The 24,641-nt window shown below is 68.5% G+C and carries 28 protein-coding genes and 1 pseudogene; 20 read left to right on the top strand and 9 right to left on the bottom strand.

Translation table 11 applies throughout. From position 1 onward, the window contains the following. Positions 1–22: 22 nt before the first annotated feature. Together ABT061_RS27575 and ABT061_RS27570 are read right to left on the bottom strand one after the other, a co-directional pair. Positions 23–1,138, bottom strand: a complete 1,116-nt coding sequence (locus ABT061_RS27575) for a hypothetical protein (RefSeq protein WP_350923238.1) — start codon at positions 1,136–1,138, stop codon at positions 23–25. A 380-nt stretch (positions 1,139–1,518) separates the two neighbouring features. Continuing rightward, complete coding sequence (locus ABT061_RS27570) at positions 1,519–2,073, bottom strand: YceI family protein (RefSeq protein ID WP_350923236.1); 555 nt, start codon at positions 2,071–2,073, stop codon at positions 1,519–1,521. Between the two features lie 293 nt (positions 2,074–2,366). Between ABT061_RS27570 and ABT061_RS27565 the strand changes: the two genes are divergently transcribed. The 3 genes from ABT061_RS27565 (at position 2,367) to ABT061_RS27555 (ending at position 4,384) form a co-directional block, all read left to right on the top strand. Continuing rightward, positions 2,367–2,954, top strand: coding sequence for an ArsR/SmtB family transcription factor (locus ABT061_RS27565; RefSeq protein WP_350923233.1), 588 nt, complete (start codon positions 2,367–2,369; stop codon positions 2,952–2,954). Next, entirely contained in the window at positions 2,951–3,682 is a 732-nt protein-coding gene (locus ABT061_RS27560) for an SRPBCC family protein (RefSeq protein WP_350923231.1), read from the top strand. Before ABT061_RS27565 ends, ABT061_RS27560 begins: the two co-directional genes overlap by 4 nt. 105 nt (positions 3,683–3,787) lie before the next feature. Next, positions 3,788–4,384 (top strand): dihydrofolate reductase family protein, encoded by a 597-nt coding sequence (locus tag ABT061_RS27555; RefSeq protein ID WP_350923229.1) that lies wholly within the window; start codon positions 3,788–3,790, stop codon positions 4,382–4,384. 390 nt (positions 4,385–4,774) lie between these two features. Here the strand turns inward: ABT061_RS27555 and ABT061_RS27550 are convergent, their stop codons facing one another. Continuing rightward, entirely contained in the window at positions 4,775–5,599 is an 825-nt protein-coding gene (locus ABT061_RS27550) for an alpha/beta hydrolase (RefSeq protein WP_350923226.1), read from the bottom strand. Positions 5,600–5,721: 122 nt separating this feature from the next. Here ABT061_RS27550 and ABT061_RS27545 point away from each other — a divergent pair, with 122 nt between their 5' ends. The 8 genes and pseudogenes from ABT061_RS27545 to ABT061_RS27510 all read left to right on the top strand — a co-directional run bounded on the left by ABT061_RS27545 (position 5,722) and on the right by ABT061_RS27510 (position 10,821). Further along, positions 5,722–5,961 carry a thioredoxin domain-containing protein gene (locus tag ABT061_RS27545; protein ID WP_350923224.1) on the top strand — a complete coding sequence of 80 codons (240 nt, stop codon included), beginning with the start codon at positions 5,722–5,724 and terminating at the stop codon, positions 5,959–5,961. A gap of 414 nt (positions 5,962–6,375) precedes the next feature. Next, a complete protein-coding gene (locus ABT061_RS27540; RefSeq protein ID WP_350923222.1) occupies positions 6,376–7,527 on the top strand; it encodes a leucine-rich repeat domain-containing protein in 1,152 nt (383 codons plus the stop codon). Between the two features lie 23 nt (positions 7,528–7,550). Then, a pseudogene (locus ABT061_RS27535) lies at positions 7,551–7,634 on the top strand (ABC transporter ATP-binding protein); the annotation flags it as partial. A 73-nt stretch (positions 7,635–7,707) separates the two neighbouring features. Next, entirely contained in the window at positions 7,708–8,136 is a 429-nt protein-coding gene (locus ABT061_RS27530) for a hypothetical protein (protein WP_350923219.1), read from the top strand. Then, on the top strand, positions 8,133–8,363 hold the full coding sequence (locus ABT061_RS27525; protein ID WP_502991487.1) for a helix-turn-helix transcriptional regulator: 231 nt from the start codon (positions 8,133–8,135) through the stop codon (positions 8,361–8,363). Before ABT061_RS27530 ends, ABT061_RS27525 begins: the two co-directional genes overlap by 4 nt. Then, positions 8,360–9,331, top strand: coding sequence for an NAD(P)-dependent alcohol dehydrogenase (locus ABT061_RS27520; RefSeq protein ID WP_350923214.1), 972 nt, complete (start codon positions 8,360–8,362; stop codon positions 9,329–9,331). The genes ABT061_RS27525 and ABT061_RS27520 overlap by 4 nt, the downstream gene beginning before the upstream one ends. Before the next feature lie 486 nt (positions 9,332–9,817). Beyond that, the gene (locus tag ABT061_RS27515; protein ID WP_350923212.1) at positions 9,818–10,000 is read left to right on the top strand and encodes a hypothetical protein; all 183 of its coding nucleotides are present in this window, start codon (positions 9,818–9,820) and stop codon (positions 9,998–10,000) included. Further along, complete coding sequence (locus ABT061_RS27510; protein ID WP_350923210.1) at positions 9,997–10,821, top strand: SDR family NAD(P)-dependent oxidoreductase; 825 nt, start codon at positions 9,997–9,999, stop codon at positions 10,819–10,821. Before ABT061_RS27515 ends, ABT061_RS27510 begins: the two co-directional genes overlap by 4 nt. Positions 10,822–10,868: 47 nt before the next feature. Here the strand turns inward: ABT061_RS27510 and ABT061_RS27505 are convergent, their stop codons facing one another. Continuing rightward, the gene (locus ABT061_RS27505; protein WP_350923207.1) at positions 10,869–11,330 is read right to left on the bottom strand and encodes an NUDIX hydrolase; all 462 of its coding nucleotides are present in this window, start codon (positions 11,328–11,330) and stop codon (positions 10,869–10,871) included. 453 nt (positions 11,331–11,783) lie between these two features. Here ABT061_RS27505 and ABT061_RS27500 point away from each other — a divergent pair, with 453 nt between their 5' ends. Further along, the gene (locus ABT061_RS27500) at positions 11,784–12,113 is read left to right on the top strand and encodes a hypothetical protein (RefSeq protein WP_350923205.1); all 330 of its coding nucleotides are present in this window, start codon (positions 11,784–11,786) and stop codon (positions 12,111–12,113) included. Between the two features lie 203 nt (positions 12,114–12,316). Here ABT061_RS27500 and ABT061_RS27495 read toward each other — a convergent pair whose 3' ends face one another. Next, positions 12,317–14,164, bottom strand: coding sequence for an APC family permease (locus tag ABT061_RS27495; protein WP_350923203.1), 1,848 nt, complete (start codon positions 14,162–14,164; stop codon positions 12,317–12,319). A 30-nt stretch (positions 14,165–14,194) separates the two neighbouring features. Next, positions 14,195–15,418: an ammonium transporter gene (locus ABT061_RS27490; protein ID WP_350923200.1), complete on the bottom strand. Its 1,224-nt coding sequence runs from the start codon at positions 15,416–15,418 to the stop codon at positions 14,195–14,197. A 342-nt stretch (positions 15,419–15,760) separates the two neighbouring features. Between ABT061_RS27490 and ABT061_RS27485 the strand changes: the two genes are divergently transcribed. The 8 genes from ABT061_RS27485 (at position 15,761) to ABT061_RS27450 (ending at position 22,814) form a co-directional block, all read left to right on the top strand. Further along, on the top strand, positions 15,761–16,663 hold the full coding sequence (locus tag ABT061_RS27485; protein WP_350923198.1) for an urea transporter: 903 nt from the start codon (positions 15,761–15,763) through the stop codon (positions 16,661–16,663). 21 nt (positions 16,664–16,684) lie between these two features. Beyond that, complete coding sequence (locus ABT061_RS27480) at positions 16,685–16,993, top strand: urease subunit gamma (RefSeq protein WP_350923196.1); 309 nt, start codon at positions 16,685–16,687, stop codon at positions 16,991–16,993. A gap of 138 nt (positions 16,994–17,131) precedes the next feature. After that, the gene (locus tag ABT061_RS27475; RefSeq protein WP_502991486.1) at positions 17,132–17,566 is read left to right on the top strand and encodes an urease subunit beta; all 435 of its coding nucleotides are present in this window, start codon (positions 17,132–17,134) and stop codon (positions 17,564–17,566) included. Positions 17,567–17,572: 6 nt separating this feature from the next. Next, a complete protein-coding gene (ureC, locus tag ABT061_RS27470) occupies positions 17,573–19,294 on the top strand; it encodes an urease subunit alpha (RefSeq protein WP_350923193.1) in 1,722 nt (573 codons plus the stop codon). Then, entirely contained in the window at positions 19,294–19,992 is a 699-nt protein-coding gene (locus ABT061_RS27465) for an urease accessory protein UreF (protein WP_350923191.1), read from the top strand. Before ureC ends, ABT061_RS27465 begins: the two co-directional genes overlap by 1 nt. 11 nt (positions 19,993–20,003) lie before the next feature. Continuing rightward, positions 20,004–20,639 carry an urease accessory protein UreG gene (gene ureG / locus ABT061_RS27460; protein ID WP_350923189.1) on the top strand — a complete coding sequence of 212 codons (636 nt, stop codon included), beginning with the start codon at positions 20,004–20,006 and terminating at the stop codon, positions 20,637–20,639. After that, positions 20,621–21,565, top strand: a complete 945-nt coding sequence (locus ABT061_RS27455) for an urease accessory protein UreD (protein ID WP_350923186.1) — start codon at positions 20,621–20,623, stop codon at positions 21,563–21,565. The genes ureG and ABT061_RS27455 overlap by 19 nt, the downstream gene beginning before the upstream one ends. 97 nt (positions 21,566–21,662) lie before the next feature. Continuing rightward, entirely contained in the window at positions 21,663–22,814 is a 1,152-nt protein-coding gene (locus tag ABT061_RS27450; protein WP_350923184.1) for an acyltransferase family protein, read from the top strand. Between the two features lie 234 nt (positions 22,815–23,048). Here the strand turns inward: ABT061_RS27450 and ABT061_RS27445 are convergent, their stop codons facing one another. The 3 genes from ABT061_RS27445 to ABT061_RS27435 all read right to left on the bottom strand — a co-directional run bounded on the left by ABT061_RS27445 (position 23,049) and on the right by ABT061_RS27435 (position 24,517). Next, complete coding sequence (locus tag ABT061_RS27445) at positions 23,049–23,768, bottom strand: SRPBCC family protein (RefSeq protein WP_350923182.1); 720 nt, start codon at positions 23,766–23,768, stop codon at positions 23,049–23,051. Between the two features lie 127 nt (positions 23,769–23,895). Next, positions 23,896–24,054: a hypothetical protein gene (locus tag ABT061_RS27440; RefSeq protein ID WP_350923179.1), complete on the bottom strand. Its 159-nt coding sequence runs from the start codon at positions 24,052–24,054 to the stop codon at positions 23,896–23,898. Between the two features lie 115 nt (positions 24,055–24,169). After that, complete coding sequence (locus ABT061_RS27435) at positions 24,170–24,517, bottom strand: hypothetical protein (RefSeq protein ID WP_350923177.1); 348 nt, start codon at positions 24,515–24,517, stop codon at positions 24,170–24,172. Positions 24,518–24,641: the final 124 nt, after the last annotated feature.

Here is a 24,641-nt window from a genome sequence, read left to right as displayed (position 1 = left end):
TCGAAGCGGTGGGAAGGCGAGGTCAGGGGGTGGGGGAGGGAACCACGCCGGATCGGTAGAGCCTGTCGATCGCGGTGATCATGCCCTCCAGCCGTTCGTAGTCGGGCGGCTCCACCACGTCGATCAGGTCGGCCGGCAGCGGAGCCCCTGCCTTCGCCACCAGGTCGTCGAACGCCTTGGCGCCGGCGGTGCGGAAGCCGTACAGGGCCGCGAGGCGCCCGAGTTCCGGGTCCTCCTGCAGGAGCCGGCCGACCTCGGTGCCCTGCGCGCCGAACGGTACGAGCGTGTGCTTGCTGAGGACCGTGGGCGAGGGGTAGAGCAGCCGCATGTCGGGGCGGATCAAGCCGTCCCCCGCGAAGAGGCGCGAGGCGTACTGCGCCTCGTAGATCATGACCATGGGTGTCTTCCCCATCCCCAGAGCCAGGTAGTCCTCGAACGGGGACTCGGTGGAGGTCTCGGAGTATCCCTGGTCGAGGAAGAGGGGGGCGACGGCTCCGGCGACCTTGGAGCCCTGCGCGTTCGAGGTGATCACGTCGTCGCCGTTGGCCACGTAGCCGGCGATCGAGAGGTACATCGCCGCGGAGTTGGAGGTGCGGATGTCGGTGGTGGTGAGCAGGACGCGCTTACGCGCCGGGTAGGCGGTGTTGCCCGGCAGCCGGTCCCACCGGGTGCCCTTGGCCACCAGATCCAGATATTTCTTGATATCGAACACCGGGTAGCCCAGGCCGGAGTTCCGCACGACGCCCGCCTTGGCGAGCACGTCCTCGATCGGCTTGAAGGTGGCGATCGCCATGGGGGAGGAGAACGGCGCGAACGTGCGGGTGGCGCCCTGGTCACGTTTGATCTTCTCGGCCGCCGGAGCGCTGGACGGGAACGCGAAATCGTACTTCTTGAGATCCACCGAGGCGGCGATCTGGCGTGATCCGGCGGTGTCGACCTCCACCCGGAGGCCGTGTCCGGCGAAGACCGCCCGCACCCGCCGATCGTCGAAGAACGGTTTCTTCTCCGATCCGATCACCCCGCGGACCAGGGTGAGCTCCCGCGTCTCCGCGCCGCCGCCACGGTTGCCCACCACGATCGCCGCCACTATGGCGGCGCCGAGGAGCAGTGCCAGCCCGACGCCGATCCAACGCTTCATGTGATCCCTCGAAAGCTTGCCCCATATAGCGATAAAACAGCGTTCTATATTGAATTATGTGAGATATGACGACAGGGCGAAGTGAGGCATCCATGATGCGCTGACAATTCAGCTTTCATTCATCTTCTCGCCATAAAGCAAGACAGGTGTGCCGTCACCTATCGCTGCATCTTGACCCCGGCTGTCACTGTCTCCTGGTTCCGCACACCTTGAGCGCCGCGTCCTGACCGTCCGGCCCGGTATCGAGGGCGGCAGCGATTCCCACCGGCTCGCCCAGACCCGAACCCGGGAAGTCGGCGTCGGGGTGAGGCCTCACCGGCACCCGTGGACGATCTCGATCAAGGGCTGAAGACCGGGCCATCGGGCTCGCGTGCTCGGAGTCATCGCCCCGGGGAGAGACCGGCGTCGAACCGTACCTCGACGTCGTCGCTGAGTTTGAGTGTGCCGAAGAACGCTGAGTAGGGCCGGATGCCCCACCGGGTCTGCACGATGGTCGCCGAGCCGCGTACGCGGTCCTCGGTCAGCAGGCCCTGGAGCGTGACGGGCCGGGTGACGCCGACGATGGTGAGATCGCCCTCGACGCGAAACGACTCCGCTGTTCCGCTGATCCGTGTCGATCGGAACGTGATCGCCGGGTGACGCTCAACGTGCAGGACCTTCTCCTGAAGGTTCTTCTTGATCTCCCGACGATCGGAGTCCGTGAGCGGCTTGATGCCACCGGTTCCCTCCCGGACCTCGAACGACCCTGCGTCGACTTCGACGGTCACCGAGGAGCCGGCCGGATCGGCGACGTCGATCGTGGCATCGCCGTGCCAACGGGTGACCTCGATGGTGAGGTCATGGCCGGCCTTCGCGCCCAGCCCGGTACGGGTCGTATTGACGATGAGCCGGCCGGACTCGGGTCCCAACGTGTAGCTACCAGAGGTGACGCCCACCACGTCAGGCTATCTCGCACCCGAAGGCTCACCGTGGCACGTACACCGGCATGGCGAATACCAGGACCGGAACCGGCGCACTTTTGGCCGCCTGTCGCCTCTCGCGGGCGGGGGTCGGGTAGGTGCGATCCAACCTTCGGCGCGTACGGAGCCGGCGGGTTCCGGGAGAGGGCCCGGCGCGGTCCTGCCCTGACCTCGGTAGGGGGCTCGCCGGGACCCGAGCCCGGCAAGACCGGTGTGCCGATAAATAAGACTTCCTTGACAAGTTAATTTGTCGGTCATAGCCTGTGGTCATGCAGGACATCGCCGTGATCGAGGATCCGGCCGCCGCCGAGGTCTCGCTGGACCCCATCCGGGCCCGGCTGCTGGCCGAGCTGAGCGAGCCCGCCTCCGCGACCATGCTGGCCACCAAGGTCGGCCTGCCTCGGCAGAAGGTCAACTACCACCTCAAGACGCTTGAGGCGCACGGGCTCGTCGAGATGATCGAGGAGCGACGCAAGGGCAACGTCAACGAGCGCATCATGCGCGCGACCGCGGCCTCCTACGTGATCTCCCCGGCCGCGCTGGCGTCCGTCGAGCCCGACCCGGCCCGCTCTCCCGACCAGTTGTCGGCCGGCTGGCTGCTGGCCGTCGCGGCCCGGCTGGTCCGCGACGTCGGGGCGCTCATCGCCGGCGCCGCCAAGGCGCGCAAACGCGTCGCGACCTTCGCGATCGACACCGAGGTGCGCTTCGCCTCGGCCGCCGACCGGGCCGCGTTCGCCCAGGAGCTTGCCGGGGCCGTCACGACCCTGGTGTCCAAGTACCACGACCAGTCCGCCGAGCACGGCCGCGACCACCGGATCGTCGTCGCCGTCCACCCGAGCATGAAGGAAACCCGATGACGCACCCGTTCGAGCTGAGCCAGGAGATCGAGCTCAGCGCCACGCCCGAGCAGGTCTGGGACGCGATCGCGACCGGGCCGGGCGTCGACTCCTGGTTCATGGGACGCACCGAGATAGGCACCGCCGAGGGCGGCCCGGCGAACCTGACCATGCTGGGCCACACCGAGCAGGCCACGATCACCGCCTACGAGCCGGGCGCCCGCCTGGCGACCCGCGGCGCGCCGGCCCCCGACGGCCGGTTCATGGCGCTCGAATACCTCATCGAGGGGCGTGGCGGCGGCACGACCGTGCTGCGGATCGTGCAGAGTGGCATGCTCGGCGACGACTGGGAGACCGAGTTCGAGGCGATGCAGGCCGGCTGGCCCATCTACCAGGAGACCCTCAAGCAGTACCTCGCGCACTTCATCGGCCGCACCCCATCGGTCACCACGGCCTTCCGGCCCGGAGTGGGCGGCCCGGACGCCGTCTGGAAGACCGTCACCCAGGAACTGGGCGTCACGCAGGACGTCGCCGAGGGCGACGACGTCCGTCTCCCGGACGGCTCCGCCGGGGTCGTCTACTACGCGAACCTGCCCGTCAACCTGGGCGTTCGGACGGACGAGGGCCTGTACCGGTTCATCCACTCCGGTACCGACCGCGGCGACGCCCTCGTGCTCGGTCACCAGAACTTCGCGGGCCGTGACGAGCAGTCCGCGTGGGACACCTGGATGGCCGAGCACTTCGGCTGACCGGCCGGTCCCGGTCAGCCCGTCAGGTAACACCTTCATCCCTCGCGCCGCGACCAGATCAGCGGCGCCGGAAGCCGGCAACGCAACCCCGGAGGAGCCAGTCCCATGCGCATCGTGATCATTGAGTTCATGAGCTTGGACGGCGTCGTGCAGGCGCCGGGCGGACCCGACGAGGACACCGACGGTGGCTTCGCCCACGGCGGCTGGTCGCACCCGTTCTTCGATGCTGAAGTGATGGGCGGCGCCTTCGACGACGCGGTGGCCAAGGCCGGGGCACTGCTGTTCGGGCGCCGCACCTGGCAGACGATGGCCGCGGCGTGGCCCGAGCGGGCCGGCGACCCGTTCGCCGACCGGATGAACTCCATTCCGAAGTACGTCGTGTCCAAGACGCTGGGCGACGACGAGCTGACCTGGAACAACACCACCCGCATCCCCGGCGACGAGGCCGTCGCCGACATCAGGAAGCTGCACGAGAGCGACGGCGGCGATCTGGTGGTGATGGGGAGCCCCACGCTCGCGCGCACCCTGCTGAGCGAGGGCCTGGTCGACGAGCTCCGACTCATGATCACGCCGGTGCTTCTCGGTGGCGGAAAGACGATCTTCCCCGACGACGGCGTGTCGCGCACGTTCGAACTGGCCTCCACGGTCATCAGCGACAAGGGCGTGCACGTGTGCACCTACCGGCCGGTCGCCGAGGGGTAGGCCGGGGCGACGGTGCCGCTGTAGCGCGGATTCCCGATCGCCGCCGGGGAGCCCTGGGCCGGGGACCGCACGGTCAGGCGCCGAAGCACTCGACGAGTACGGGGACGATCGCGTCCGGGGCCACGTCGTGGTTCTGGTCCGAGTGTCGTCTCCGACCTCGGCCATGAACGGCGGTTCGTAGAACGCCGGCCTGGTGATGCCGGGGCCGGCCGCCGCGGTCGCCAGGGTGAGAGCCGCACCGGAGCAGACAGCGTGGACGTATGCCTCGCCACCGGCCCGCGTGATGAGGGCTTGGAGGTCCTCGACCTCGCGGGCGACCGCGTACGGCATGGTGTCGGAGCTCTCGCCCCGGCCGCGACGGCCATAGGTGTAGACGGTGAAGGCATTCGGTCAGTGCGTCGGCGGACTGCTCAGCGCGCGGCCGATGAAGCGCAGCGCGTCCGCCTGCCTGAGGACCGCGGCCGGTCCGACATGGCCCGCGTTCGCCATCACCCGATAGTCGTGGGCCACATCGAGGTCCCACAGCAACCGGTGCAGGTATTCGGATCCGTCCTGCAGCCGGAACTCGTCGGCGCCGCCGCAGTCGACCAGGATGGCAGGCCGGTGGCGACGCAGATCGTCGACATTGGCACGGAGCCGGCCGTAGACACTGTTGTGCGCGTAGGCGGCCGGGTCGTTCGCTCCCGCGCCCATGGTCAGGTGCAGGTCGCGCAACACGCCGGGAAGGTTCTCGTCGGGCACCTCGTCCATCCGTTCGCCAGGGAAGATCGCCGGTGAGAGCGCGGCGACGGCCCGGTAGCGTTCAGGGTGCCGGAAGCCCAGTTTGAGGGCGCCGTATCCGCCCATCGAGGCGCCGATGACCGCCGTCTCCGGGGCGAGAGGCCCGTGCTCCTTCGCGAGGTGCTGCGGGAACTCGTCGGCGACGAGTGTTTCCCAGGACGGGCCGTCGGGATGGTCGATGTAGAAGCCGCCGTGGGTCGGCGTGCTCGGGCAGGCGACGACGGCCCGAGGCAGCTCGTCGCGTGTCCAGCCGTCGTCGTAGAGCGGCTTGGCCATATCGAGCGACGCGGAGGATGACATCGCGCCGTGCAGGTGCAGAATCAGTGGCAGCCGCTCGCCGTCTCGCCAGGACGGCGGCGTGAGAACGCGGTAGTCGACGCGGGTGCCTGTCGACGTCGACTGGAAGCTCGCTTCGCGGATTTCACCGAAGCCCATGACCGTTCTCGCTCCCTCATGTTGCGAAGCGCCGGGGCAGCGCCGGTCGGGATGCTACCGAGGTCAGGTAGCGGCGGTACAGCCATTAACGGTGAGACCGATCCTGGGCCCCGGGGTCGTCAATGGACAGACCTGCCTTCGAGCCCGCCATGTTCTCGGTTCAGTCGAGTGAGCTGCCGGGTTTCCCGCCCGATGCCCGGATGCTCATCGTCAACTGCGACACGTCGCCAAAGGCCCGCGAACTCCTTCAGCGAGAGGGCATCGCCGTGATCGACCACCGGACCATCCAACGGGCATGGTCCCGGCCCGGCGCACCCCGATGGGTCGGCGGCGCGCTTGCCCACTCGACGGCGGCGGTGTGACCGGCCCGGCGTACCCGGAGCCGGCGGTTGTAAGAACCTGGAGCAGGAAGCGCGGATGTTGACACCGGGTCAGCCCAGGACCGTACGGCACGGCTCATCCCGGCGGATGACCGGGTCGGGGTGGACCGCCGGTGATGTGATTGCTCCTCCGGAATGAGTAACGCCGGGATGCCTTTCTTCCCGCGCCCCAACACCGCGCCGAACTGTGGCTTTTGCGGGCTTCGCAGTGCTGGGACCTCAAGCACGTGCCGGTCGGACGCGACCCGAGCCTGGTCCGCGCGGAGCACGAAGGGTTCGGTGCGGCTCGGAGAGATGGACACAAGCCATCCGCAAGTGCCCGTCCCTAGGCTTCTCGCCGGTGAGCCGCCCAGGTCACCCCGATCATTTCGTTCGCCTCGGAAAGGGGATCTCTCAATGGCGGTCAAGAACGGTTCGAAGGCCGCCCTGACCCGGATCAACAGGTGCGGGCGGGAAGGGGCGCCCACGCTCAGCCTGAGCGGGCTGAAGCTGACGGAGCTGCCCGAGCGGATGAGGGATCTGACGCAGCTGCGCGAGCTCGACCTGACCTTCAACGAGCTGACCGAGCTTCCCGAATGGCTGAGCGACCTCACCGGTCTCACCCGGCTCCGCCTGTCCTACAACAACCTCGCCGGGCTCCCCGAACGGCTGGTGAACCTGACCGCCCTCACCGAACTCGACCTCGGCCACAACAAGCTGGCTCGGATTCCCGAGTGGCTCGGCGAGTTGACCTCTCTCACCGGCCTCTCCCTGTTCGGCCTCCGGCTGACCGGGCTTCCCGACTCCTTGCGAAAGCTCACCGCTCTCACCAGGCTCTCCCTGAGCGGCGGCTGGGAGCCGTTCGACATTCCCGACTGGGTGGGCGACCTCACCGCGCTCACCTCGTTCGGCGTGACGCACTGCCGGCCGCCCGTCGGCCTTCCCGAGTCACTGGGCAATCTCACCGCGCTCACCGAGCTCCGCCTCGGTTACAACCACATGGAGGAGGTTCCCGACTGGCTCGGCAACCTCACCGCGCTCACCGAGCTGGAGCTGCAAACCAACCGGCTGACCAGCCTGCCGGAGTCGATGCGCGCCCTCACCGCGCTTACCAGGCTCGAACTGCAGGACAACCGGCTGACCGAGCTTCCCGAGTGGCTGGGCGACCTCACCGCGCTCACCAGGATCGGCCTGTGGGACAACCGGCTGACGAGCCTGCCGAAGTCGATCGGTAACCTCACTGGTATCCCCTGGCTCTACCTGTGGGGCAACGAACTGGCCGAGCTCCCCGGGTCGCTGGGCGACCTCACCGGCCTGACCAAGCTCGACCTGCACGACAACCGGCTGACCGAGCTTCCCGAGCCGCTGCGGAACCTCACCGCGCTGACCGAGCTCGATCTGCGCGGCAACCGGCTGGCGGAGGTCCCCGAATGGTTCCCGGACCTCACCGCGCTGACCACCCTCCGTCTCGGCGACAACGACCCGCGGCCCACGGTCCCGGCCTCCCTGCGCCTGCTCGCCCGGACCTCGCCGCAGTGGCACCGCTTCCTGGCGAGCCGCAACCGCTGATCTCCCGCCGCCTCCGGTCGAGCGTCGGCCCGAACGGAGCGGGGAAGACGACCGCGCCGGCCATGGCCGTCGGGCTGCTGCGCCCGGACGAGGGCACGGCGTTCGTGTCCTCGGGGTGGCCGCCGCGGAGCGATGTTAAGAAAACTAGACACGATGTTGGCTTTGCCTTACATTTGAGGCATGTCATCCGAAGAGAAGAGCGCCTGGATCATGGGCGTGGTCGCGGTGTGCGGGTACGCGGCCTACCTCGTCCTCGTTCTGGGGCGAGCGGACGGTGTCCCGCTCACCGAGGTCCCGTACGTGTCGACGATGCTGTGGAGCATCGGTGCCGCGATCGTGGTGTCGATCGTGCTGCGCATCGCGGTCGCGATCGCCTCACCCAAGGACGCCGGCAAGAAGGACCAGCGTGACCGGGAGATCTACAGATTCGGCGAGTACACCGGCCAGTCGTTCGTCGTCATCGGCGGGGTGGCGGCGCTCGGCATGTCGCTGGCCGAGCTGGACCACTTCTGGATCGCCAACGTCGTCTATCTGATGTTCGTCCTGTCCGCGGTCGTCGGATCCATCGCGAAGATCTTCGCCTACCGCCGGGGCTTCTGGCCGTGGTGAAGCCGACCAGGGTCACCAACACGATCCGCGCCCTCCGGTTCGCGCACGGAGAGATGACGCAGGCGGAGCTGGCGGACCGCATCGGCGTGACCCGCCAGACCGTCATCGCCATCGAGCAGGCCCGCTACTCGCCCTCGCTGGAGATGGCCTTTCAGATCGCCCGGGTGTTCGACGTCTCGCTCGACGATGTCTTCCAGTACGCGGACAGTGAAGGAGGGACACGGTGAAGGCAATCGTCCAGGACAGGTACGGCTCCCCCGACGTCCTGGAACTCAGGGAGATCGACAGGCCGGTGATGGGGGACGACGACCTGCTCGTACGGGTGCACGCGGCCGCCGTCGATCCGGGCGTCTGGCATCTCATGACAGGTCTGCCGTATCTGGCGCGCGTCATGGGCTTCGGGTTCCGCAGGCCCAAGGTCCGGGTCCGGGGGATGGACGTCGCGGGGCGCGTCGAGGCGGTCGGCGGGAACGTGACCCGGTTCAAACCGGGTGACGAGGTGTTCGGCACCTGCGACGGAGCCTTCGCCGAGTACGCCTCCGCCCGGCAGGACAGCTTCGCGCCGAAGCCGGCGAACCTCACCTTCGAGCAGGCGGCGGCCGTTCCGGTCTCGGCCTGCACCGCCCTGAAGGGTCTTCGCGAGGCGGGGAGGGTGCAGCCGGGACAGAAGGTCCTGATCATCGGTGCGGGGGGAGGCGTGGGGACGTTCGCGGTGCAGCTGGCCAAGGCGTTCGGCGCGGAGGTCACCGGCGTGTGCGGCACGACCAAGGCGGACCTGGTCCGATCGATCGGCGCCGACGACGTCATCGACTACACCCGCGAGGACTTCGCGGACCGGGCGCGCCACTACGACCTCATTCTCGACACCGCCGGGAACCGCCCGCTGTCACACCTCCGGCGTGCCCTCACTCCCCGGGGAACCCTCGTCATCGTCGGAGGCGAGCGGGGAGGGCGGTGGATCGGAGGTAACGATCGCCAGCTCCGGGCGCTCATGCTCGCACCGTTCGTGGGGCAGCGGCTGCGCGGGCTCTTCTCGATGCCGCATGCGGAGGACCTTCGGCTGCTGAGGGAGCTGATCGAGGCGGGCAAGATCACGCCGGTCATCGACAGGACGTACCCGCTGGGCGAGGTTCCCGAGGCCATCCGGTATCTGGAGAAGGGGCACGCGCGCGGCAAGGTCGTCATCACCGTGTGAGATGTGACCGGCGGGGGCGCGCCTTTCAACGCGCCGTTGCCCCTGCCGCGAGGGCTGTCATCGCCGACCGGTGCTCGACGTGATCACGGGATCTCCGAATTGGATTCCAGTGTCTGGGGATGCTCTTCATCGTTCTCCGCACACGCTCGGGGGAATCAGCGCCACGATCAATCGAAGGGCTGATAACCGCTCGGTCGTGAGTACGTTCTGTTATGCTCTGCGTACTCAGGGTAGTGGTGCGGTCGGTTGGTCGTGGTCTTGTCGTAGCCGGCAAGGGTTTCGCTTTCCTGGGGTGTTGATCGTGCTCGCGGTCATGTCGCCCAGAGTTGCGGGAGACGTTGAACGCTCGTGGAGCCGATGTGAGACCAGGCCGTAAGGCCGGGCGGTTGGCGGTGAAGCGGGAACTCCCGAAAGGGAGAACGCTCATGTCGTAAGGCGTGGGCTGTTTGGGGGCGCGCTCACCAGAACACACTCACGAGTAACGGCATGACGACACGTATTCCGCCGTTGCCCGAGGGCGAAAGGGGCGAGCAGGCACGACGCCTGCTCGACGGGCTGGCCGTGGGAGGTGACCGGGTGCCGATGACCGTCGGCTTCTACACGATGACGGCGATGGCGCCGAACATCTTCGGCGTCGAGATCGACCCCGGCCTGGCGGGTGCCTCGTGACCGGCCGGCTGGAGGGGTACGCCGCGATCATCACCGGGGCCGGACAGATTCCCGGCCAGATGATCGGGAACGGCAGGGCGACGGCACTGATCTTCGCCCGAGAGGGCGCCAGACTCGTCCTCATCGACCGTGACCTGGACTCGATGCTGGTCACGGCGGGATTGGTCGAGGAGCAGGGCGGAACCGCGGTCACCGTCCAGGGGGACGTGTCGGTGGCCGACGACTGGTCGACCGCGGTCGCCACCTGCGTCGAGAGCTTCGGCCGCCTCGACGTGGTGCACCACAACGTGGGCGTGGCCATCGGCGACGGCTCTCCCACCTCCGTCGAGCCCGACGACTGGGCACGGAACATGATGATCAACGCTGGCAGCATCCTGCTGATGGCCCGGGCGGTGCTCCCCGTGATGCGGGCCGCCGAGCGTGGTGTGATCACCAACATCTCCTCCATCGCGGCCATCGCCGGAAACCCCTCTCCCGGCAATCCGCCCATCACCTACAAGATGTCCAAGGCGGCCATGAACGCCGCGACCCAGCAGATGGCCCTGGAGAACGCCCGCTACGGAATCCGGGTCAACGCCATCATGCCGGGCCTCATCGACACCCCGATCGGCGTCGACCTGGGCGCGACGGAGTACGGCATGGACAAGGAGGAGAGGGAGGAGTACGAGGCCCGTCGCCACCAGCGGGTCCCGCTCAAGGGCGGCATGGGTACGGCATGGGACATCGCCAACGCGGCCCTCTTCCTCGCTTCGGAGGAGGCCCGCTTCATCACCGGCGTCCTGCTCCCGGTCGACGGAGGCCAGAGTGCCAGGGTCGGCTGAGACCCTTTTCGACCGCCTGGCTCATCACTGACGCTCCTGCGGAAAGCTCACAGCCGGGAAAGTGCTGCCAGCGTGGTGTCGAGGTTCTGCACGCGGCCGGGGAGTTCCTGCCCGTGCCACCAGACGATGTCCTCGATCTCGTCGTCGGGGGTGAACGCGCCGTGTGGCGCGGCTTCGTCGGCCTGGTAGAGGGCCGCGTACTCGGTGCGTCGTTCGGGTCCGAGGACGTACTCGGCGTACCCGGAGAAGATCAGCCGGGTGATGTGGAAGCCGGTCTCCTCGTGGAGTTCACGCACGGCGGCCTGGCGTGGCGTCTCTCCCGCATCGATCATTCCACCCGGTAGTTCCCACTTCTGGCGGTAGCGGTTGAACACCAGAAGCAACCGGCCGCGAGACCACAGGGCGACCAGGGCGAGAGGGAGCGGGGCGTCGCCGGGAGGCACGGCCTCGGCGCCGCGGTGAAAGGCGGTCAGCTCGTTGCCGGCGTCGTCGACCGCGAGAGAAGGCAATTGCCGGTCCCCGTCCTTCCCCTGTGCCACGGGTTCGACCTGCTCGGCTCTACCTCGCACAGTGTGGGTGCGCTCCCGCCGGAGGTGGCGGGCGCCATGCGGCCATGGTCCGCATGGCACCCGCCACCGTCAATGACGAGAGGTTTCCGGCCGGGCCGCTTCTCTAGGAAGCGGCCCGTCGTCCGTTAGAGGGGTCGGGGAGGCCATGGCTGCGGGTACGGAGGTCGTGGCTGTGGGTACGGAGGCCGCCACGGGACCGGGTACGAGTTCGGGTACGGAGGCCGCCAGCCCGGGTACGGGGGCCGCCAGCCCGGATACGGCGGGTGCCAGCCCGGGTACGGCGGGACCGGGTATGAGTTCGGGTACGGAGGCCGCCAGCCTGGGTATGGGGGCCGCCAGCCCGGGTACGGCGGGTGCCAGCCCGGGTAGTACGGCTGGCCGACGGTGCCGGAGATGGGCACGCAGTCGTACTGCGGGCACGGCGTGGTGAAGCACTGCTTGGGAGAGGGCACGCAGACGCGACCGGGGCCGCAGTTGACCGCCGCGCACGGCGATCCCGGGTCGCACTTCCCCGCCTTCTGCGCGGCCGGCGCGGCGGCGATGGCCGCCTGTGCGGCCGGAGCGGCGGACGCCTCGTCCGCCCAGGCCGTGGTCGTGGCGGCTGGTGATCCGGTCGCCGTGACCAGGGCCAGCGCCAGGATTAGTTTTCGAAGCATTTTTCCCCCAGATGTCATGATCGGTTCTGCCTCTCTGGCGATGCTCGCACCGGCCATTCCTGCTTAGGGCAAAGCGACCATCAGAAAGTCGGCTGGCTTGCGGAGGATTAGGTATTGCTTCTGGAGGACCGGCATTTTCGCCGGAAATATCATGTCAATTCGGGCGACCCAACTGCCGAGTGTGACACTTAAATCAGCTTATGGCGTGATAGTCAAATCAGTCCATAGGTAACGCATAGCATAAAAGGCCACTTCAATCACTGGTGTCGTCTATATGCCGATTCGGAAGGGCAGTAGGCAGACGAGCACATCCGTGTGCTCCCGTAGCCTGACCATCAGGAAAAGGTCACGCTGGTTGTGCAGGGCCCGGTGGCGGAAGTGCCGCGGTTCGACGGTGGGAATGAGCACGGCGACCCATTTTCCGTCGTCGGCGACCTGCCGGATGTAGTCGAGAACGGGACGGACCACGGTGTGCTGCGGGCTGCCGAGGATCTCAAGACGGACCCCCGGGTCCCACAGGTTCCACCGCGTCCGCAGGTCGTCCACCCCCTCCTCGGTGAAACGCACCGCGACGACCACCACCTCGCCACCGAGGGCCAGGCCCGCGCTGACGGCCCGTTCCGTCTTGGTGGTGATGTCCGAGACCGGAATGATGATCACTTTCCCGGTCTCGGCGACCGCCGCGGGCCGGGTGGGTTTGGCAGGTGTCCGCCCGAGCCCGAGCTGCTTTTCGACCGCGGTGTAGTAGCGCTCGACGCGGGCGAACAGCAGCATGAGCAGCGGGATGGCGATGACGACCACCCAGGCGCCCTCCAGGAACTTGGTGGTGAGCAGCACCAGGGTGGCGACGGCGGTCAGCAGGGCACCGGTGCCGTTGAGCAGCGTCCTGCCGAGCCGGCGGGGCGGGCGCAGGGTCGTCCAGTGCCTGACCAGGCCGATCTGGCTGATCGTGAAGCCGATGAACACCCCGATGGCGAACATCGGGATCAGCCTGTGGGTCCGCGCGTCCACCGCGATCAGTATCACGGCGGCCGCCACTGCCACGGCCACGACGCCGTACCTGTGGACGGGACGCTCGGTGCGCAGCGCGAACAGGTGGGGCAGGCGGTTGTCGCGGGCCAGCAGGCTCAGCAGGACCGGCAGGCCGCCGAAGCTGGTGTTGGCGGCCAGTGCCAGGGCGAGCATGACCACGAGGTTGGTCGCGTAGTACGCCCAGCTCGTGCCGTAGGCGCCGGCGGTCAGCTGGGCGAGGACGGTGACGTCCTGCCGGGGCTGTACCCGGTCGCGGTGGATGAGCAGCGCCAGTCCGATCAGCATCACCCCGAGCAGCGCGCCGAGCAGCAGTTCGGTCCGTTGTGCCCGCGCGACCCGCGGCTCGCGGAACATGGGCACGCCGTTGGCGATGGCCTCGACGCCGGTCAGCGCGGAGCACCCGGAGGAGAACGCCTTGAGGATCAGCAGCACTCCCAGCGCGTCGGTCACCGGGACGTGCACGGGCGTCCCCACCACGGCCGCCGGATGGGAGCGGGCCAGCCCCAGCACCACGACGCCGAGGATGCTCACCACGAACAGCGCGGTGGGCAGCATCAGCACCCGCGCGCTGTCGGCGATGCCGTACAGGTTCACCACGGTCAGCAGGGCCAGTCCCAGCAGGCAGATCGCCAGGAGATGCGGGGCCAGGGCGGGGAAGGCCGAGGCGAGGCTGGCGGCACCGGCCGCGAGGCTGACCGCCACGGTGAGCACGTAGTCGACGATGAGCGCCGCGGCGGCCAGCAGGCTCACCCGTTCGCCGAGATCGTTCTTGGCCACCGCGTAGGAGCCGCCGCCGTTCGGATACGCGGCGATCACCTGGCAGTAGGAGATCACCAGCACGGTGAGCAGCCCGACGATGGCCAGGGTGATCGGCAGCGTGTAACCGATCGCGGCGCCACCGGCGGCGACCAGGATGAGCGCGATCGCCTCCGGTCCGTAGGCGACCGAGCTGAGAGCGTCGAGCGACAACGCGGCCAGCCCCTGCAGGCTGGTCAGATGATGTCTTTCGCCCTCACCGTGGCGCAGCTGGGGCCTGACGCGCCAGCTGACGTGAACAGGGCGGTCCGATCGGCGGTGAGGGGTCATGGCGGCGACTCGTCATGGTGACCGCCGGGCTCACCCCTCGGCAAAGCCCACATCCGAGCCGGCGCGCTGCTCCTCCTCGGTCGCTCGCATCCGGAACAGCCTGTCGACCACTTTTCCGATGATGAACGTGACGATGAAGCTGTACAGACCGACGGCCAGGACACCGACCACCTGCTTGCCCAGCAGCGCGATCGAACCGCCGTAGAAGAGGCCGGGGGTTCCGACGAGCTCGCCGGTGGCGAAGAACCCGAGCAGCAGGATGCCGGTGATGCCGCCGGCCCCGTGGAAGCCGGTCACGTCCAGCGTGTCGTCGTAGCCGAGGACCAGCTTCATCTCGACCGCGTACGTACACACGATGGCGGCGACGATGCCGACGACGAGCGCGCCCTCGATGTTGACGAACGCGCAGGACGGGGTGATGGCCACCAGTCCGGCCAGGACGCCGTTGGCCGAGCCCATCCTGGTCAGGTGCCGGAAGCGGATCCACTCCACCAGCCGCCAGGTCAGCATCCCCGCGCAGCCCGCGATCATCGTGCTGAGAAACGCCCTGGCGGCCAGCGGGCCGTCGGTCAGCGCGGAGCCCGCGTTGAAACCGAACCAGCCGAACCAGAGCAGGGCCAGGCCGAGCAGGACCAGAGGGATGTTGGCGGGCTGCGGGGCGTCCTTGCGCCGGAAGGCGACACCCGGCCCGAGCACCAGCGCGAGTGCCAGCCCGGAGATGCCCGAGTTCAGCTCGACGACCAGCCCGCCGGCGAAGTCCAGCACGCCCCATTGCTTGAGCCAGCCGGTGTTGGAGAACACCCAGTGGGCGACCGGCGCGTAGACCAGGGTCATCCACAGGACGCCGAAGAGCATCCATGGGCCGAACCGGGCCCGTCCCGCGATCGAGCCGCTGATCAGCGCGACCGTGATGATGGCGAAGGTCAGCTGGAACAGTGCGAAGACGTACGTGGGGATCTGCTGGTACAGCGTCTCGGGGGTGATGTTCGCGAACCGGAAATCGCTCCAGCCGATGAGCCCGGCGCCACCGAGGTCCCTCCCGAAGGCCAGCCCGTATCCGTAGGCGAACCAGATGATGGTCACCAGGCTGATCGAGATGAAACTCATGTAAAGCGTTGTCAGCAGATTCTTGGAACGGACCATGCCGCCATAAAAGAAGGCCAGCCCCGGAGTCATCAGCAGCACCATCGCGGTGCTGGTCAGCATCCAGGCCGAATCACCGGTGTTCAGCCCGCTTGATATCCAGCTGCTCATTCCGACTGACATTATGGGCCCCTTCGTCTTGTTTTGCTCCTTCGGCTCTTTTCGCGCCTGCCGACAGAGATGCCCTAGCTCACATGGTTGGCGTCTAAGTCGGGAGTTAACCTCAGCACCTTTGATATTTGACCGAATGCTGGCCTTGGTTGATTTTTGCCGGTTCGGCACATGGAAAGTAGTGCTGTGTGCCCACATTGTGGATTCACCTTTGATGGCCGTTCATGGGCAGGATGCGCGTCAGTGGCGGGAAGGGCGACGTTTATGACATCGGCGTTTCCGCCGTCGGGCTCACCCGGAGGTGAGCATCCTGCCGGGGGGCGCCGCGCGCTGGAGTACCTGTTGACGATCCCCCGGGGGGTCGCGCAGGTCGATCTCCAGCCCAACCAGTGGACGGGCCTGATCTTCATCGTCGCGTTGTTCGTCGGCGGCTGGCGGTTCGGCGTCTTCGGCCTGCTGGGCACGCTCGTCGCCACGGCCACCGCGTACCTGTTCGGCGTCACCTGGGACCGGGTCTCGGTGGGGCTGGAGGGGTTCTGCGGCACGCTGATCGGTGTCAGCCTGGTGCTCTACCTGGAAGCCCGGTGGATGACCGTGCTCCTGGTCGTCGCCGGGGCGATCGCCGGGAGCGTGCTCACCTCGGCGCTGAACGTGCTGCTCACCCCGTACAATCTGCCGACCTTCACCGCGCCCTTCTGCGTGGTCACCAGCGTGATGGTGATCGGCGGGCCGTCCTTCAGCCGGATCTGGGCGGAGCACGCGCGCTCGGCCCCGCCGTCGGCCACCGCTCCGGGCACCGCGATGAGCTGGCAAGACTTCTGGCGGGGCACGCTCAGCGGCATCGGCCAGGTGTTCTTCCAGAACCAGTGGTACGTCGGCCTGATCTTCCTGATCGGGCTGTTCGTGGCCGGCTGGGTGACCGGGCTGGTGGCGCTCCTGTCCAGCCTGGTCGGCCTGCTCACCGGCTGGGCGCTGGGCGCGCAGGCCGCCGATCTCGGGGCCGGCCTGTACGGCTACAACGCCGTGCTGGCCGGGCTCGCGCTGTGGGGCACGTTCATGCTGGTGAACCGGGTGAGCGCGGTCTACGCGGTGATCGGCGTGGTGTCCGCGGCGGCGCTGACCGCCGGTATCGGCAACCTGTTCGCCGTTACCGGCGGCCACACCCTCACCTGGCCGTTCGTCCTGGTGACCTGGGTGTTCCTGGCGGCCATCCCGATGTTCACGAAAATCCAGCGCGCCGGATAGCCGTGCGGAGAAAGGACCCCGATGAATCTCACACCACGCGAGATGGACAAGCTGCTCATTTTCCTCGTCGCCCAGATGGCCGAGCAGCGCCGCAGGCGCGGGCTGAAGCTGAACTACGGCGAGACGGTGGCGCTGATCAGCTCGGCGATCGTGGAGGCGGCGCGGGACGGCAAGACGGTCGCCGAGTGCATGGAACTGGGCAAGCAGGTGGTCGGGCCCAACGACGTGCTGCCGGGCGTACGCGGGATGCTGAAGCTGATACAGGTCGAGGCCGTCTTCGACGACGGCACCAAGCTGGTCTCCTGTCACGATCCCGTCGGCGGGAAGTGATGCCCGGGGAACGCGCGCTCCTGCGGCTCGGCGGACCGTCGTCCGCGGCGGCCGGACATCGCCACGACCACGACGATGACCACGACGACCATCACCACGGCTTCCGGGCGGTGGCGAACCTGAGGGGGGCGACATCCCATGTCGGATGACGACGTCTACATCTACGGCGAGGGACAGATCGAGCTGAACGCCGGTCAGCCCAGGGTGAAGCTGACCGTGCACAACACCGGTGACCGGGCCGTTCAGGTGGGCTCGCACTTCCATTTCTTCGAGGCCAACCGCGCGCTGAGGTTCGACCGCGACAAGGCGTTCGGCAAGCGCCTTGACATTCCGGCCGGCACCGCCGTCCGGTTCGAACCCGGAGACACCAAGGAAGTAAAGCTGGTCGAGTACGGCGGGGGCCTGCGGATCGTCGGCTTCGGTGGACTGCTCAACGGAAGCGTTCGCTCGCACGAGGCGCATCGCAAGGCGCTGAAAAGAATGCGCGAACGCGGTTATCTCGACGAGCCGGGTGGGTCCGCGGCGGCTTCGTCAAAGAAGAACGGCTCCTCAGGCTCCGCGAAGAAGGGCTGAATCCCGATGACCACGATCAGTCGTAAGCAGTACGCGACCATGTACGGCCCCACGGTGGGGGACCGGATCCGCCTCGGGGACACCAACCTCGTCGTCGAGGTGGAGAAGGACCACACCGAGGGGCACTACGGGGACGAGGTGCAGTACGGGGGCGGCAAGACGGCCCGCGACGGGATGTCGGCCGATCCCGCCTCGCGGAACGCCACGGTCGCCCTGGACGTGGTGATCACCAACGCGGTGATCATCGACCCGGTCCTGGGCATCGTCAAGGGCGACATCGGTATCAAGAACGGCAAGATCGTCGGGATCGGCAAGGCGGGCAACCCGCACACCCAGAACGGGGTCGACCGGAGGCTCATCCTGGGGGTGGGCACCGAGGTGATCTCCGGCGAGAACCTCATCGCCACCGCCGGCGCGATCGACACCCACGTCCACTTCATCTCCCCGCAGCAGGCGCAGAACGCGCTGAGCAACGGGATCACCACCCTGGTCGGCGGGGGAACCGGTCCCGCCGACGGAACCCGTGGCACCACCTGCACCCCGGGACCGTGGAACATCGCCCGCATCCTGCAGGCGTACGAGGCCATTCCGATCAACATCGGGGTGTACGGAAAGGGGAACAGCAGCCTGCCGGCCTCTCTGGAGGAGCAGATCAGGGCGGGTGCCTGCGGGCTGAAGGTGCACGAGGACTGGGGAACCACGCCCGCCGTCATCGACTGCTCGCTGTCCGTCGCCGACGAGTACGACATCCAGATAACCATCCACACCGACACGCTGAACGAGGCCGGGTTCGTCGAGGACACCATCAGCGCGATCAACGGCCGCGCGATCCACACGTACCACTCCGAGGGCGCGGGCGGCGGGCACGCCCCCGACATCCTGCGGGTGACCGGGGAGCCCAACGTGCTGCCGGCCTCCACGAACCCGACGCTGCCCTACACCGCCAACTCGGTGGACGAGTTGCTGGACATGACGATGGTCTGCCACCACCTCAGCTACGACGTCCCCGAGGACGTGGCGTTCGCGGAGAGCCGGGTGCGCGCCGAGACCATCTCCGCCGAGACCGTCCTGCACGACCTGGGCATCATCAGCATGATCGGGTCGGACTCGCAGGCGATGGGCCGGGTGGGCGAGTCCTTCACCCGCACCTTCCAGATCGCCCACCACTGCAAGGACAAGCGGGGGGCGCTGCCGGAGGACTCCGCGCGCAACGACAACTTCCGGGTGCTGCGCTACCTGGCAAAGCTGACCATCAACCCGGCCCGCACCTGCGGGATGGCCGACACGATCGGCTCGCTGGAGGACGGGAAGCTGGCCGACATCGTGCTCTGGCAGGTGCACTCCTTCGCGGCCAAGCCCTACCTGATCGTCAAGGGCGGCATGATCAGCTGGGCCCAGATGGGCGACCCGAACGCGTCCCTGCCGACGCCGCAGCCGGTCTACTACCGGCCGACGTTCGGAGCCTTCGGCGCCGCGCTGAAGGAGACCTGCGTCACCTTCATGTCGCAGGCCGGGATCGACGCGGGCGTGCCCGAGCGGCTCGGCCTGGGCCGGACCATCCGGGGCGTACGCCAGTGCCGGACCGTCGACAAGCGCCACATGCTGCGCAACTCGACGCTGGCCGACATCATGGTCGATCCGGAGACCTACAAGGTCTCGGTGAACGGCAAGCCGGTCAGCATCGAACCGGCCGCCAAGCTGCCGCTGAACCGGCTCTACTTCATTTGATGAGCCTGACCGAGCTGGGCCCGCTGCTCGCCCAGTTGCAGCTCACCGACTCCGGCTTCCCGAGCGGGCTGTACACGCTCTCGCACGGGCTGGAGGGGTACGTCCAGCTCGGGGCGACCGGATCGGCGGACCTGCGTGGCCTGCTGATCGACCTGCTGTACAACTCGGTGGGGCCGGGGGACGCGACGGCCCTGGTGCTGGCGCACCGCGCCGCCGGAGCGGGCGACTGGGACCGGCTGGTCGAGGTCGACCAGCGGCTGCACGCGATCAAACTCAACCGCGAGCAGCGCTCCGCCTCGGTCAGGACCGGTCGGCAGGTCCTCGACACGGCGGTGTGGGCGTTCGCCTCGCCGGAGGCGGCCCGGCTGGCGGCCCTGGTGGCGGAGAGGGCCGCGCCGGGCAACCACGCGGTCGTGGTCGGCGTGATCCACGCGGGCATGGGCGTGCCCGTCGCGCACGCGGTGGCCGGTGACCTGTACGCCTTCGCCGCGGGCTGGACGGCGGCGGCGGTGCGGCTGGGCCGCACCGACTTCCGCCGGGCCCAGCGGATTCTGGGCGAGGTCCGGCCGGACCTCGCCCGGGTCGCGCGGGCGGCGCTCGCCGCCGAGGACCCCATGGACCTGAACGGCTCGGTACCCGTCGCCGACACGGTCTCGGCCGCGCACGAGCGGGCGGCGGCCCGTCTGTTCATCACCTGAAAGGGCACGAGATGGAACCGCGGAAGGTGTTCAAGGTCGGTATCGGGGGGCCCGTCGGATCCGGCAAGACGGCCCTGATCGAGATGCTGGTCCCCATCCTGATCGCCAGGGGGCACAGCCCCGGCGTGATCACCAACGACATCTACACACACGAGGACGCCGAACACGTCCGCCGCACGATGGCCGGGGTGCTCGACTCCGAGCGGATCGTCGGGGTCGAGACGGGGTCCTGCCCGCACACCGCGGTCCGTGACGATCCGAGCATGAACCTGGCGGCGGCGGCCGAGCTGCTCGACCGGTTCCCCGACATCGACATGCTGCTGTTCGAGAGCGGCGGCGACAACCTGACGCTCACCTTCAGCCCGGTGCTCGCCGATGTCTACATCTTCGTCCTGGACACCGCCGCGGGCGACAAGATGCCGCGCAAGCGCGGCCCGGGCACCACGGACTCCGACCTGCTGGTCATCAACAAGATCGACATCGCCCGGTACGTGCGCACCGACCTGTCGGTGATGGAACGGGACGCGCACACGGTGCGCGGGGCGGGGCCGGTCGTGCTGACCGACTGCCTGGCCGGCACCGGTGTCACCGAGGTCGCCGACTTCATCGAGGCGCGGCTGGAGGCGATGTGCGCCCCGGGGCGGTGATCGACCATCTGGTCCCGGAGCGCTACCAGCCGGAGTGGCTGCCGGGCTCGGTGGCGCGCCATGCCGCCGACCTGGACATGCTGCCGGTCGGCAGTCCCGGCAAGGTCGGGGTCCTGCACCTGGCGTTCGAGCGGGTCGGCGGGCGGACCGAGCTGACCGGTCACTACCAGAAGACGCCGCTGCAGATCGCCCGCCCGCTGTACTACGACCCCGAGCGCCCGGACATGCCCTACCTCATGTTCATGTCGTCCGGCGGCGGCGTTCTCCAGGGCGACCGCTACCGCGTCGACGTCTCCTGCGGCGAGGGCTCGTCCGTCCACCTGACCACCCAGGCCGCCACCCGGATCTACCGGATGGAACAGGACTACGCCACCCAGCTCGTCAACCTCACCGCGGGGCCGGGCGGCTACCTGGAGTACCTGCCGGACACCACGATCCCGTTCGCCGGCTCGCGCTACTACCAGCGGCTCCGTGTCACCGTCGCGGCGGACGCGACGGTGGTGCTGGGCGAGACGCTGATGGCCGGCAGGCTGGCGCGGGGGGAGCGGCACGCGTACACGGCGTACTGCAGCGACGTCGAGGTGCGTGACACCTCGGCACGGCTGCTCTTCGCCGACCCGCTCCGCCTGGTGCCGGGGGAACGGCCGGTGACCGGACCCGCGGTGATGGCCGGATTCGGACTGCTGTCCTCCCTGTACGTCGTCACCGCCGCGCAGCCCGCGCAGGTCGTGGCCGACACGATGCACGCGGTGCTCGCCGGCACCGGGCTGCGGGCCGGTGCCAGCGTCCTGCCCGGGGACCGGGGCGCCTGGGCCCGCATCCTCGGGGACAGGTCTCCCGAGGTCGAGGCGGCTCTCCACCGGACCTGGAACGCCGTCCGCGAGCTGCTCCTGGGAGTGCCCGCGCCGGACCGCCGCAAGCAGTGACGCCCGTCCACGGGGAGGCGGGCCGGTTCACCGGGCTGTTGACACCGCGGACCGGGCGGCACCCGAGAACTAGTTTCTATCGCCTAAAGTCGGGCGAATGGCCCCGACTCCCTCCCGGCTGGCCTGGCTGGACGCCCTGCGGGGACCCGCCGCGCTGGCCGTCGCGCTGCACCACTCCGGGTGGACCTTCATCCCGGACCTCTGGGCCGAGGTGGACCGCAGGATCGACGTCGGCACCTGGGGCGTCTTCGTGTTCTTCCTGGTCAGCGGCTATATCATCCCCGCCTCCCTGGAGCGGCGCGGCGACCCGCGGGTCTTCTGGGTCGGCCGGGCATTCCGCCTCCTGCCCCTGCTGCTCGCCGCGCTCGGCCTGGCGCTGCTGCTCGCCTACGCCGGTGCGTTCGCCCTCCACCCGGGCGTGAGCGCCCGCCCGGCGCCGCTCGTCGCCCTGGGGAACCTGACGATGCTGCAGGAGTTGCTCGGCGTGCCCGCCGTCATCGACGTGATGTGGACGCTCTCCTACGAGATGGCGTTCTACCTGATGGCGGTCGGGCTGTTCACCGTGCGGCAGGCGCACCGGTCGGCGGCGGTCGCGATCGTCCTGGCGGTGTCGGCGGTACCTCTCGGACTCCTGCTGCCCCGTCCGGTCATCGGTGGCCGCGCCGACCTGGTCGCCGCGCTCCTCGGCGTCGCGGTCATCGTGGTCATCGTGGTGTCGGCGGCCGCGCGCGGCGGGGCGCGCACGGCCGCCGCGGTGACGGGCGGCCTGCTCGGGCTGGCGCTGGTGGTCCTGGGCAGCAGGATCGGTGCCTGGCAGGGCCTGATCGTGCCGGCCATGATGTTCGCCGGTACGGCCGTCTACCGTGCCGAGCAGGGGACGATCCGATGGCCCGCCGCCATCGCCGCCGTGCTGACGGTCCTGGCCTGCGGGGTCCTCGCCAAGGACGATCCTGGTTGGGCACCCGCGCTTTTGCTGGCCGCCGCCTTCTTCGGCGGCGCGTTCGCGCTGCGGCACAGGTCGTTCCCCCGGTGGCTCGCCCACCTCGGGGTGATCAGCTTCTCCCTCTACCTGCTCCACCCGCTCCTGCTGCGGGTGAGCCCGAACCTTCCGCTCTTCTTCCTCGCGCTGTTGCCGCTCTGCTACCTGACCCACCGGCTGATCGAGGCCCCGGCCCAGCGCCTCGGCAGGCGGCTGGGCCGGCCTTCACTCACTCCCCTGCCGGACAGGTGTGGGCAACGCCGCGAATGAACTGGCGAGGGGAGAGCGGGACCGTCGACGTGGGATCAGCCGGTCGCCTGGGCGACCGTACCGCTTCAAAACCCGTCACATAGGACTTGAGCTGGGAATCCGCTGAGGCGGCTATGCGGACTCGACTGTCGTGGGTGAGGCAAAGGCGGCGGACGCGGCTTTTGCCTCGCTGCTCGGTCGGGTGGATGTACCGGCGATGGACGTCGGCGGCACTGGCCGGGTCGGTCGTTTGGCTCAGTGGTGGTAGGAGCGGGCTTCGGCGGCGGCTTTGAGATCGGCCAGCCAGGCGTCGAGACCTGGTGCGAGGTATTTGATGGAGGTGGCCGGATCGGCCTCGATCTGGTCGCCGGTCCAGCTCTCCTCGGTGCGGACGAGGACACCGCCCTTGACCTTGATGAAGTTCCAGACGTGGATGCCCTCGTCGATGCGCAGTCCTTTGCCGATCGCGGGCCCGGTCCAACGAATGCACCGGTTGTGCTTGATCTGCTGGACGGTGGAGGTGATGACCAGGGTTGTGGCGGGGGTCGTGGGCGTGGCGGGCGCCGGAGTGGTCCACCGGAACCGCGAACCCTTTCGCAGCGCTCCCGGGTCCAGCCGCTTCATGCTGGTGACGGGTGCCTGCCAGGAGGGCCACCCTTCCACGTCGGTGTGCAGATTCCAGACGGTGCTCAGCGGCGCCTTGATGAAGGTCTCGGTCCGGTAGTGGAGCTTGGCAGTGGGATCGATGCCCTCGCCCCCGCAGGTCAGCGAATCCGGAGGAGTGGCGTGGCCGGAGGTCGCGCTCTGGCCGGCGGTGGCGGCATGAGCCGGTGCGGCGGCGGCGCCGAGGAGCCCGGCGGCGGCCAGCGGGATCACGAGCAGAGCGGAGCGCAGCCGGGCCTGGCGGCGAGGGGATCGTGCGGTGCTGGTTGGGGTCCGCGGGTTCGGCGAGGCGGACGGGTTGGTGTCGATCACGACTCTTCTCCTTGTTCCTTGGTCGGCACACTGCGAGTTAGTGCTCTCGCTGGAGTTAGAGGCTATAACGCAACGAGAATGAGGGGCAATAGCAATCATGAGAGCTTCTAACTGGAGTTCGGAGATGTCACGCTGGCCAGGGGGGAGTGAAGGAGACGCCCGTCGCCTCCATTCGGATGACGACCTGGCCCGGGCCTGCGGCGGGAACGTCTCCGTGCCGGATCTGCAGCCCTTCCGGCTCGACCTTGCCCGGTAGGACGACCTCGACGAGTCCTTCGGCGTTCATATCGACCTCCGCTGCGCTCCGGCGTTGGTTACTTGCCTTCGTGTTCATTGGAGGCTTCAACTCATTGCCATGGGGAGGAGCACGTTCGGTGCAAGGGACATGGCGGCACGCTCCTTCAGCGTCGGCCGGCTCGAAGGATGGCCACGATGAGTGCGGCGGACGCGGCGACGATCAACCCGACGAAGGCGGGGTGAATGTCCTTGGACAGGCTCGGCGCACCGTCGGGCCGGGTCAGCCATACGACGAGCGGGATCGCGTACGTGACGGCGAGAAGCGCGGCCGCCCAGCGAACCGTCCGGTCGCGGGCGTGGCGGAGCGCGCCGACCAGCGCGATCGCGACCGGGACGATGGCCAGCAGGGCGAACTGGCCGAGCACCATGACGGGGACCGCCCAGGAGGAGATGGTCACCGCCATCGGAGTGCGCCGGCCGGTGCGGGCGAGTGACACGGACGTGGTCGTCATGGCGTTTTCCCTTCGTCTGCCGAGTGCACGGCTGCGAACCCGCGCCGCGCACCCACGATTAACTAAGCCCTAATGCTTATGTTAGATGCTATAACTACACTAAGAGGGAGTGTCAATAGGGTTC

Source organism: Streptosporangium sp. NPDC002544 (assembly GCF_040295965.1).
Lineage (GTDB): Bacteria > Actinomycetota > Actinomycetes > Streptosporangiales > Streptosporangiaceae > Streptosporangium.
The sequence above is the reverse complement of the archived record's forward strand: the minus strand, read 5'-3'. Positions and strand labels throughout refer to the sequence as shown.

Coding starts and splice junctions, on each gene's coding strand:
- ABT061_RS27495 (WP_350923203.1), bottom strand. CDS start 14,164: ATGACCCCTCACCGCCGATCGGACCGCCCTGTTCACGTCAGCTGGCGC.
- ABT061_RS27490 (WP_350923200.1), bottom strand. CDS start 15,418: ATGAGCAGCTGGATATCAAGCGGGCTGAACACCGGTGATTCGGCCTGG.
- ABT061_RS27515 (WP_350923212.1), top strand. CDS start 9,818: ATGACGACACGTATTCCGCCGTTGCCCGAGGGCGAAAGGGGCGAGCAG.
- ABT061_RS27550 (WP_350923226.1), bottom strand. CDS start 5,599: ATGGGCTTCGGTGAAATCCGCGAAGCGAGCTTCCAGTCGACGTCGACA.
- ureG (WP_350923189.1), top strand. CDS start 20,004: ATGGAACCGCGGAAGGTGTTCAAGGTCGGTATCGGGGGGCCCGTCGGA.
- ABT061_RS27435 (WP_350923177.1), bottom strand. CDS start 24,517: ATGACGACCACGTCCGTGTCACTCGCCCGCACCGGCCGGCGCACTCCG.
- ABT061_RS27575 (WP_350923238.1), bottom strand. CDS start 1,138: ATGAAGCGTTGGATCGGCGTCGGGCTGGCACTGCTCCTCGGCGCCGCC.
- ABT061_RS27475 (WP_502991486.1), top strand. CDS start 17,132: ATGTCGGATGACGACGTCTACATCTACGGCGAGGGACAGATCGAGCTG.
- ABT061_RS27465 (WP_350923191.1), top strand. CDS start 19,294: ATGAGCCTGACCGAGCTGGGCCCGCTGCTCGCCCAGTTGCAGCTCACC.
- ABT061_RS27530 (WP_350923219.1), top strand. CDS start 7,708: ATGTCATCCGAAGAGAAGAGCGCCTGGATCATGGGCGTGGTCGCGGTG.
- ureC (WP_350923193.1), top strand. CDS start 17,573: ATGACCACGATCAGTCGTAAGCAGTACGCGACCATGTACGGCCCCACG.
- ABT061_RS27560 (WP_350923231.1), top strand. CDS start 2,951: ATGACGCACCCGTTCGAGCTGAGCCAGGAGATCGAGCTCAGCGCCACG.
- ABT061_RS27480 (WP_350923196.1), top strand. CDS start 16,685: ATGAATCTCACACCACGCGAGATGGACAAGCTGCTCATTTTCCTCGTC.
- ABT061_RS27565 (WP_350923233.1), top strand. CDS start 2,367: ATGCAGGACATCGCCGTGATCGAGGATCCGGCCGCCGCCGAGGTCTCG.
- ABT061_RS27450 (WP_350923184.1), top strand. CDS start 21,663: ATGGCCCCGACTCCCTCCCGGCTGGCCTGGCTGGACGCCCTGCGGGGA.
- ABT061_RS27500 (WP_350923205.1), top strand. CDS start 11,784: ATGGGCACGCAGTCGTACTGCGGGCACGGCGTGGTGAAGCACTGCTTG.
- ABT061_RS27555 (WP_350923229.1), top strand. CDS start 3,788: ATGCGCATCGTGATCATTGAGTTCATGAGCTTGGACGGCGTCGTGCAG.
- ABT061_RS27540 (WP_350923222.1), top strand. CDS start 6,376: ATGGCGGTCAAGAACGGTTCGAAGGCCGCCCTGACCCGGATCAACAGG.
- ABT061_RS27545 (WP_350923224.1), top strand. CDS start 5,722: ATGGACAGACCTGCCTTCGAGCCCGCCATGTTCTCGGTTCAGTCGAGT.
- ABT061_RS27440 (WP_350923179.1), bottom strand. CDS start 24,054: ATGAACGCCGAAGGACTCGTCGAGGTCGTCCTACCGGGCAAGGTCGAG.